The following is a 6,270-nucleotide window of genomic DNA, read 5'->3' on the forward strand; positions in this document are numbered from 1 at the left end:
AATGTTTTCATGCATTGTTCGTCAAAAAATGCACAATGTATACAGAATACTGTTTGTTAGGTTTCTTGCTGCGCAAAAAGACACCGTACCGGATCACTCCGCATACGGTGTCTCTATTATTTACATTTATTCAATACTGATTAAGCAAGCTTCATTGGGTTGATCTTTACACCAGGTCCCATTGTAGAAGTAAGTGTCACACTCTTAAGATACTGACCCTTTACTGCTGCCGGTTTAGCTTTGTTAATCGCATCGATAAGCGTCTGGAAGTTGTCAGCAAGCTGTTCTTCAGTGAAAGAAGCTTTTCCTACTGGTACATGGATGATATTTGTCTTGTCCAATCTGTACTCAATCTTACCAGCTTTGATTTCGTTGATAGCTTTTGTAACGTCCATTGTTACTGTACCAGCCTTCGGGTTTGGCATTAAACCTTTTGGTCCAAGTACACGTCCGAGACGTCCAACAACACCCATCATATCCGGTGTAGCTACAACTACATCGAATTCGAACCAGTTTTCATTCTGGATCTTCGGAATGAGTTCATCTCCACCTACGTAATCTGCTCCGGCTGCTTTAGCTTCTTCAGCTTTAGCGTCCTTAGCAAATACAAGGATACGAACCTTTTTACCAGTTCCGTGCGGAAGAACTACAGCGCCACGGATCTGCTGATCTGCATGACGTCCGTCACATCCTGTTCTGATATGAGCTTCGATTGTTTCATCAAATTTAGCTGTCGCGCTCTTCTTAACAAGTGCGATCGCTTCATCTCTATCATAGAGAGTTGCTCTGTCGATTAACTTTGCAGCTTCTACGTATTTCTTTCCTCTTTTCATTCTAAATACCTCCTAGTGGTGATTACGGGAATTCCCTCCCACGTATTTTTTCAGTTTCCTTACATTCTGCTTATGCAGTCTGAATTAGTCCTCTACTACAGTTACACCCATGCTGCGGCATGTTCCTTCGATCATGCTCATAGCTGATTCTACGGATGCAGCGTTCAGGTCTGGCATCTTAAGTTCTGCGATTTCCTTTACCTGAGCTTTTGTAATCTTAGCAACTTTTGTCTTGTTCGGAACACCTGAACCAGATTTAAGGTTGCAGGCTTTCTTAATAAGAACTGCTGCCGGAGGAGTCTTTGTAACGAAGCTGAAACTTCTGTCACTGTAAACTGTAATTACTACAGGAATGATCAGATCTCCCTGATCAGCTGTCTTTGCGTTGAACTGTTTTGTAAATTCAACGATATTTACACCGTGCTGTCCAAGAGCAGGACCAACCGGTGGAGCCGGAGTAGCCTTTCCAGCTGGAATCTGTAATTTGATATAACCTGAAACTTTTTTTGCCATTTTAAAGTACCTCCTTGTGGTATTTGCGGGGATTTCCCTCCCACGTGTTCATTATGCACTGCGCATAAAGTTACATTTTTTTGACTTCTGCGAAACTGATTTCTACCGGCGTTTCGCGGCCGAATAAATCAACATTGATCGTCAGGCTCTGCTTAGCCATATTGATAGTCTGAATCATGCCGACTGTTCCTTCCCAGGCTCCGCCTGTTACTGTCACAGTATCTCCTTCTTCAAAATCTACCACGATGTCTTCTTTCTGGATACCAAGTGGTGCCATCTCTTCATCTGTAAGCGGAACCGGTTTGGATCCAGGACCTACAAATCCTGTAACACCTCTTGTGTTTCGTACTACATACCAGGTATCATCGTTCATGATCATGTGGATCAGAACATATCCCGGAAACATCTTTTTCTGAGACGCTTTCTGTACGCCGTTCTTCAATTCGACAACTTCCTGCATCGGAACACGGACCTCAAGGATCTCATCTTCCAGATGACGGTTCTCGATCGTCTTGTCAATGTTGGCCTTTACCTTGTTCTCATACCCTGAATAGGTATGCACAACATACCATTTTGCTTCTGCCATAAACTCACCTTTCCTGCATTACCATTTATCAGTATCTTATCTAACTAATAAATCTACCCCGAATTTTACCAGGATATCACAGATCGTGATAATCGCTCCTAAGATAACGGAAACAACTACGACCGCAGCTGTCTGTTTGGTAAGTGTGGTTTTGTCTGGCCAGATAATCTTATTAAACTCAGCTTTCAGACCTTTGAAGAAAGGAGTTTTCTTCTCTTTTGCCTTCGCTTTGTCTTTAGATTCGCCCATAACATTCACTTCCCTTCAACGACTATTTCGTCTCTTTGTGTAATGTGTGTGATTTGCAGAATCTACAGTATTTCTTTGTTTCCATGCGTTCCGGATGAGACTTCTTATCCTTTGTCATGTTGTAGTTACGATGCTTGCATTCTGTACATTCCAGTGTAATTCTTGTACGCACAACTTCCACCTCGCTTTTTATGTTCTAATTTTTAGTTGCATGACAGCTTGCGAGGCTGTCGTGAAAGCTTCACGCCTGAAACTTTCTTTGTTAAAAATAGGCATAAAAAAAAAGACCTATACTTCCATTCGCTAGGTTAGTGTACCATACCGAAAGTATAAAGTCAAGAAATTAAATAATTTTTTGTGAAAGCCTTCGGACTCCGGAATCCGCTCTCATCCAGGCATATTCCCGGCACACAGGCTAAAATTTCAGCCGCAGAATGAAATCCGCGGCTGAAACTTCTTATTTACCTGTCACTTTTTCCAATGTGATATTCTACCTTCATACCACGCATGATAGTTCTTGATGCGATATCTACAAAGTTAAATCCAAATGCAATTGCAACGCAGGTTGCAAAAAGTGTGATCGTCTGTTCCAGGAGCATATGCATATTCCCGCTTACGCATGCATACATTACATAGTACAGATTCGGTCCAGGAATCAGCGGGAATACAGATGCTGTCAGGAAAATTGTTGATGGTGCTTTATTTATCCGCGACATAATAAATGCATAGAATGCAACGAATGTCGCCGCAATTGTAGTTGCAAGGAAGTTACTTGGACGCGCCTCATAAACAAGTGCATAAATCAGCCATGTAAAAAATGCTCCGATTCCACAGTAAACCACCTGCATTCCCCGGATCTTAAACCACAGTGCAAATCCCACGCAGGCTGCGGTACAGGAAATCAGCTGTACGATCAGATTCGGAGTAAGGATAAATCCTTCCGCCTCTACACCGCCAAAAAGAATCATCGGTATCGCCGTACCAAATGCGATTCCGGAAGCACCAAGCATGGAATTCATGATATTGATTGATCCGGAGATAAAGTCTTTCTGAAGCAGATCACGGATTCCGTTCGTCGTACTCAGTCCACTGATCAGGAGCATGACAATTCCGATCATGATCCGCTCCTCATGATCCGCAAATCCAAATTTAACAGACAACAGAATGATCATCTCTGCAATAAACGATAAGATCAGGTTATATGCCAGCAGGTTCTTCTCACGTTCAGCCAGCCAGTTCCCTGCTGCAACGATCACAATTGATACGATCACCGCAATGATCGCATCCCTTATATTACATCCAAAGAATACCGCGAATCCGGTACCACCTAAAATACCGGCCGCATAATGGGTGTACCACTTCTGTTCCGGTCTTCCCATCACCTCTTCAAACTGTCTTCTCATTTCTTTTGCATCCGGCTTTTCTTTACAGACTTTACGGCACAGATTATTCAGATAATCCAGCTTGTCAAAGTCACATTCCCCTATTTCTACCAGCCGGATCTGTGTAATAATCTGCCCTTCCGGTGTCTCTGCCGTAATCTGGATATTGCTTGGTATAACAAAAATATCATACTTTACAAATCCATAACTTCTGCAAATACGGTACAGACTGTCCTGCAGACGAAAGTTCTCCGCTCCACATCTAATCATAGCCTCCCCAATGTCCAGGATCCCCTGTACAATTCTCTCGTAATCGTATTTCACATTCATTTTCCTTTTCCCAAAACCTCTCTCTTTTGTTCTTCTTACAAAGCCAGTTGTTCCGCCCTCCCGAACACTTCAGCCATACGAAGTAATGATATCATGATGTATCAAAAAGTCAACTAAATTCGGAGAATTTCTTCTAATATGTTATTTTTCTCCAGCCTTTTTCAGTCCTTCTTCTTCCCGGAATGCTCCTGGTGTCATCCCATACATTTTCTTAAATATTCTTACAAAATAACTTGTATTATCTATTCCCACATCTGCGGCAACCCGAATAACCGTATCATTCGTCTTACACAATAATTCTTTTGCCCTCTCCAGCCTGTAATCGATCAAATATTTCACCGGAGTCGTCCCTATTCCACGCTTAAAGCATCGAAGGGCTTCACTTTTACTAATGTTCGCTTCCGCTGCCAGCCTTTCCAAAGAAATTCGTTCTTTATAATGGTTTTCTATAAACTGCATCATCTCTCTGAGCCGCGACTGTAAAAGGAGATTCTTATTCCGGGACTCTCTCTGTACAATATCCGGAACTTCTTCAAACAATTCATCCCATAATCTGCTGATCTTGTTCTGTATAATCAGTTCTTTTCTAAGCATTTCCTTTCCGGCATCTTTGTATATCTCATCCAGCAGACTTAATATACCACTATTTTTTTCTTTTTCCAAAATCACATATTCTTTACCATATGTAATTACAGGACTAACATATTTTTGATAAATTGCACTTTCCCGCGCAGCAAGCAGCTCTGGAGCGTGCAGGATATTTGGCATAAGCGCACCACCCGGTGTTTCAAAGCGGTGGATCACTCTGCTGTTTATAAAAATCCCCTCCCCCGCTTCAAGGATAATCTTTTCATTTCCAATCCTGCAGATTACTTTTCCAGATTCAACCCATGCCCATTCAATCTCATTATGCCAGTGCCATTCAACATAACCCTGACCAATTTCATCGATATCATCCAGATAATATTCAAAAGGAAACTCCGGCGTTCCGTGTTCACGTATTTCCCTCAGTGTTTCATCTGTTATTATCTCTGTTATTTGCATTTTCATTATACCTTTTGTGTTTTGAAGATATTGTACTATATTTTTGCGATATTCGTCAAGACATCCACCCCTCCAATATGATATAGTGCTATTTTGAAAGGAGCTTTTAAGAAATGAAAAAAAACACAAATTGTATGCAGACCATCTACGCTTGTTTTATTGGTTACATCGTTCAGGCTATCGTAAATAATTTTGTTCCTCTTCTTTTTGTCACTTTCCAAAATAATTACCATATTTCACTAGAACGAATTACCTTTTTGATCACACTCAACTTTATCATTCAGCTGTTTGTCGATCTTCTATCTGCATTCTTCATCGACAGGATCGGATACCGCATTTCGATTTTAATTGCGCATATCCTTTCTGCGGCAGGACTGATATTACTCACCGTTCTTCCGGAAGTTTTTCCCTCCCCTTATACCGGACTTGTAATCGCAGTTATCATTTATGCGATCGGCGGTGGACTTCTCGAAGTACTGGTAAGCCCGATCATTGAAGCCTGCCCTACTGATAACAAAGAAAAAGCAATGAGTCTCCTGCATTCCTTTTACTGTTGGGGGCATGTGGGCGTTGTTCTGTTATCAACCGCATTTTTCTGGTTTTTCGGAATATCGCACTGGAAAATCCTCGCACTTATGTGGGCTGTCATCCCAATATTTAACACTTTCCTCTTCAGAAGTGCACCAATCTACTCCCTTCACGAAGAAGGTGAACAGGGACTTTCTCTCAGAGAATTGTGCACCTCTAAAATCTTCTGGATGTTAATGCTTATGATGACCTGTGCCGGTGCCAGCGAACAGGCAGTCAGCCAATGGGCATCCACTTTTGCCGAGACAAGCCTGCACATTTCCAAAACACTCGGCGATCTTGCCGGTCCTCTTACCTTTGCAGCCTGCATGGGGGCTTCCCGGCTGCTTTATGGGAAATATGGAGACAGGATCCGGCTGGATCTGTTCATGAGAGGAAGCTGCATTCTTTGCATCCTTTCCTATTTATGTATTTCCATCCTTCCATTTCCTGCGCTGAACCTTTTTGGATGTGCGCTTTGCGGATTCTCCGTTGGAATTATGTGGCCGGGACTTTTCAGCACCGCATCCGTCTCTATTCCACGTGGCGGCACAACAATGTTTGCCCTCCTTGCACTTGCCGGAGATCTGGGATGTTCCGGTGGCCCGACGCTTGCAGGTCTGGTATCTTCCTACGCCGGCGGCAGTCTGAAAACCGGGATTTTCGCAGCCATTATTTTTCCGGCCGTCCTGCTCCTTGGTCTGATAAAATGTAAGTAGGTAATCATCTGTACCTTGATTTTTCAAAAAGAGCCACCTGTTGATCA

8 protein-coding genes are annotated in these 6,270 nt (G+C 42.6%); 1 reads left to right on the plus strand and 7 read right to left on the minus strand.

The window, feature by feature from the left end:
- Positions 1-140: 140 nt before the first annotated feature.
- From rplA to G4407_RS13080, 7 genes are all read right to left on the minus strand, one after another.
- Positions 141-833, minus strand: a complete 693-nt coding sequence (gene rplA / locus G4407_RS13050) for a 50S ribosomal protein L1 (protein WP_008373486.1) — start codon at positions 831-833, stop codon at positions 141-143.
- Positions 834-917: 84 nt separating this feature from the next.
- Entirely contained in the window at positions 918-1,346 is a 429-nt protein-coding gene (gene rplK / locus G4407_RS13055; RefSeq protein ID WP_055247516.1) for a 50S ribosomal protein L11, read from the minus strand.
- Positions 1,347-1,416: 70 nt separating this feature from the next.
- The gene (gene nusG / locus G4407_RS13060; protein WP_008373482.1) at positions 1,417-1,932 is read right to left on the minus strand and encodes a transcription termination/antitermination protein NusG; all 516 of its coding nucleotides are present in this window, start codon (positions 1,930-1,932) and stop codon (positions 1,417-1,419) included.
- Positions 1,933-1,968: 36 nt separating this feature from the next.
- A complete protein-coding gene (gene secE, locus G4407_RS13065) occupies positions 1,969-2,181 on the minus strand; it encodes a preprotein translocase subunit SecE (RefSeq protein WP_173689214.1) in 213 nt (70 codons plus the stop codon).
- 22 nt (positions 2,182-2,203) lie between these two features.
- A complete protein-coding gene (gene rpmG / locus G4407_RS13070; protein WP_081445272.1) occupies positions 2,204-2,353 on the minus strand; it encodes a 50S ribosomal protein L33 in 150 nt (49 codons plus the stop codon).
- A gap of 289 nt (positions 2,354-2,642) precedes the next feature.
- Positions 2,643-3,893, minus strand: a complete 1,251-nt coding sequence (locus G4407_RS13075; protein WP_173689215.1) for a threonine/serine exporter family protein — start codon at positions 3,891-3,893, stop codon at positions 2,643-2,645.
- Between the two features lie 141 nt (positions 3,894-4,034).
- Positions 4,035-4,937, minus strand: coding sequence for an AraC family transcriptional regulator (locus G4407_RS13080; protein WP_022220340.1), 903 nt, complete (start codon positions 4,935-4,937; stop codon positions 4,035-4,037).
- A 113-nt stretch (positions 4,938-5,050) separates the two neighbouring features.
- Between G4407_RS13080 and G4407_RS13085 the strand changes: the two genes are divergently transcribed.
- Complete coding sequence (locus tag G4407_RS13085; RefSeq protein WP_173689216.1) at positions 5,051-6,223, plus strand: MFS transporter; 1,173 nt, start codon at positions 5,051-5,053, stop codon at positions 6,221-6,223.
- Positions 6,224-6,270 lie beyond the last annotated feature (47 nt).

This window comes from Allocoprococcus comes (assembly GCF_013300725.1).
Lineage (GTDB): Bacteria > Bacillota > Clostridia > Lachnospirales > Lachnospiraceae > Allocoprococcus > Allocoprococcus comes_A.

What these genes read in the sequence shown, in the direction of transcription:
- rplA (WP_008373486.1), bottom strand. Translation starts at nt 833, where the DNA reads ATGAAAAGAGGAAAGAAATACGTAGAAGCTGCAAAGTTAATCGACAGA.
- rplK (WP_055247516.1), bottom strand. Translation starts at nt 1,346, where the DNA reads ATGGCAAAAAAAGTTTCAGGTTATATCAAATTACAGATTCCAGCTGGA.
- nusG (WP_008373482.1), bottom strand. Translation starts at nt 1,932, where the DNA reads ATGGCAGAAGCAAAATGGTATGTTGTGCATACCTATTCAGGGTATGAG.
- secE (WP_173689214.1), bottom strand. Translation starts at nt 2,181, where the DNA reads ATGGGCGAATCTAAAGACAAAGCGAAGGCAAAAGAGAAGAAAACTCCT.
- G4407_RS13075 (WP_173689215.1), bottom strand. Translation starts at nt 3,893, where the DNA reads ATGAATGTGAAATACGATTACGAGAGAATTGTACAGGGGATCCTGGAC.
- G4407_RS13080 (WP_022220340.1), bottom strand. Translation starts at nt 4,937, where the DNA reads ATGCAAATAACAGAGATAATAACAGATGAAACACTGAGGGAAATACGT.
- G4407_RS13085 (WP_173689216.1), top strand. Translation starts at nt 5,051, where the DNA reads ATGAAAAAAAACACAAATTGTATGCAGACCATCTACGCTTGTTTTATT.